Raw genomic sequence first — 2,540 nt, forward strand, 5'->3', positions numbered from 1 at the left:
TCAAGCGGTGAATGTATACGTCTCTGTTTAGACCAGCTTGCTTTTGTCTGAGAGGAGCGACACGCCCATTTAGCTGCACCCAGGCATTCAGATCGTACCATGCTGTTAACCATATAACCCGTCGCCCCCCTTCCTGTAAGTTCAAGCCCTCGGCAGTTGACTGCTGCTGCATGGCAAGTAGCTTAATCCTGCCTGCGTTCCACTTATCCTTATTACTGTCAATCCCATCCCCTTCTTTTATATCAACCAACAACTTTCCAAAGCGGCGGCGTAGCTGTTCCAGTTGCGCTTTAAACAGGTAGGCGATGATGATATTCTCGTCGGGAGCGCCTTCCATGATATCTTCTATGGCATCCATTTTAGCGTCGTGGTACCAAGTAGTGGAGCCATCTTCTGTGTACCGAAAGCCTGCGGCTACTTGTATAAGCGCCGATGTTCGTGATCCTGCCGTCTCCGGGCGGATATCTTCGTCAAATACACCCGTTTCAATACTCGTGTAGAGCTTCCTGACGCTATGGGGTAGCTCTACGGGGGTGTCGATGATGTATGGGTCAGGGACTCCCTCCCTCTTTAGCACGTCATCAAAGTAGCATACATGTTTTATCCTATCCCGAACTTTTTCAACAGCGCCTTTTACAGGCACCCACTTTCCGCCAAATTTCCGCCTTTTACCGCCTTCATCCTCACCTTTAGGGGATTTAACATTGTTGATCTGCCTCATGTAATCCATTCTGAATTGCTCAATGGTCTCCCCAAGCGAGGCCCCCCGATCAATGACATACATCTGTGCCCAAAGATCCTCAATACTTCTCGGTGCCGGGAGGCCAGACAGCAGGTGCACCCGATCGATTGCCATCGACAGGAGCACAGCAGCACGCCCCTGCTTTGTACCACCTGAACGCCGGAAACCCTTGATCTTGACCGACTCATCCAGGATCAGGGTCTTCCATTTCACCCCGCCACGGGCACGGCGCAATTCCGTAAGAAGCCAATCAAGGTTCTCGTAGTTGATTAAGTGGATGTCCGCATCAGCACGCATCTGCGCAAGGCGCTGGTTCTGCGAACCCGCGATCACCTGACAGCGCAAACCTTTGGTGTGATTGAACTTCTGTGTTTCCGCTACCCAAACCGCTTCGAGTACCGGCTTCGGCCCAACGATCAAGGCGGGGAGTACATCCTCGATCAGCTCCAAGGTGGTCAGGACCGTCAACCCGTTAACCGTTTTCCCTGCGCCAACGGTGGCGTAAATCGCGCTGCGCTTGTTCTCGATGAGGTGGTTGATAAGCTCTTGCTGTCCCGGTCGTGGGATAAATTCAATCGGTTTTTTCTTCACGCTCGATCCATTCGATCAGTGCCTGGTACTCATAGAAAATCTCAGCCTCGAAACCGAGAGTCTGCAACCTTTTCCTCCAGTACATCTGCCCTGGGCGAAGGCTACCACCAGCGCGCTTCAGCTCCGCGAACATGACTTGTCCGTTGGGGAGCAGGATCATCTTGTCAGGGAACCCTGGGTACAGGATATCGGCGTGGAAGATCTCACCACCGCGCTGCTTCCTTACATAATCATTCAGCCTACGAAAAGTTGCGGCTTCAGTTTTACTTGTCATTCATCGGCCTTCTTCAGGGTTTTCAGACACTCGTCACTGCGCAGCAGCCACCCGGCCTCGTCGACCAGTTCGTGACTGGACACAAACAGCCCGCAATGGAATCGAGTTCCGTTATGAGATGCTCTGATAAACGGGCACATTGACGGTACACTGGACAAATCCGCCTTGTAACAGGTCCTCTCACCGATGTCGATCGTTAATGTGTACTTCACTTGGCGAACCTCTCACGAACTTCAAGTTCTGTCTTAAGCAGACCCGGCTGCAACCAGTCAGGTGATGTTTCCATAATCGCTTTCAACTTCTCACCGTCGTGAGCCGTGCCATCCGCAACAACCTGGTCGTGGATATGGAGCACAGTCGGCAGCCCCGCTTTCTCGGCGCGTGTCAGTGTATTGTCGAGGACATCAACTGCCATGGCCTGGATTCCATTCTGGAATATCTTACCCTTGGTCAGCTTGGATCTGTGCATGCTGTTCTTGTACGCGCCAAGTGCACTGATCTCCATGCCGTCGGCACCACGTTCGTACTTCACGTTCCAGTAGATCAGGTGGCGGCCACTCGGGAGCTTCATCACTGTGGCATCCCCATCACGGAAGAATTCCATCTTCGCGGCGCGGCCTTCCCCGGATAGAAAACAATCCTGCACGGCAGCCCATGCCTGGACCGTGGCTGGCCGAACCGCGCGCCAATCCATCTTGATCTTTTCCGCGCTGGCTACAAGCCACTTGGGGTTCCGTTTGAGAAGATCGTCCAGCCATGCCTTGCCTTCGATATCGTATTCTACACGGGGCAGTACTTCAGTCGCGCGTAGATGCGCCTGCACACAGCCCCGCAAGAGCGCGCCCGCGCCGCCGCCAAATCCGAATGCCAGGGTGGTGACCTTACCCAAGTTGCGATCGTTCTTGCCCTTGGCCTCCTTCCCCGTCAGCGCCG

At 53.8% G+C, this 2,540-nt stretch carries 3 protein-coding genes; all 3 read right to left on the reverse strand.

From position 1 onward, the window contains the following. Positions 1 to 1,333: SNF2-related protein (locus tag E4680_RS13685; protein WP_135282983.1), on the reverse strand; the 1,333-nt coding region annotated here is incomplete at its 3' end. Beyond that, positions 1,314 to 1,607, reverse strand: a complete 294-nt coding sequence (locus tag E4680_RS13690) for a VRR-NUC domain-containing protein (protein ID WP_135282984.1) — start codon at positions 1,605 to 1,607, stop codon at positions 1,314 to 1,316. The genes E4680_RS13685 and E4680_RS13690, both read right to left, overlap by 20 nt. A gap of 208 nt (positions 1,608 to 1,815) precedes the next feature. Further along, the coding region (locus tag E4680_RS14180; RefSeq protein ID WP_205688949.1) for a DNA polymerase family A protein at positions 1,816 to 2,540 on the reverse strand (725 nt) is incomplete at its 5' end.

This window comes from Candidatus Macondimonas diazotrophica (assembly GCF_004684205.1).
GTDB classification, from domain to species: Bacteria; Pseudomonadota; Gammaproteobacteria; order UBA5335; family UBA5335; genus Macondimonas; species Macondimonas diazotrophica.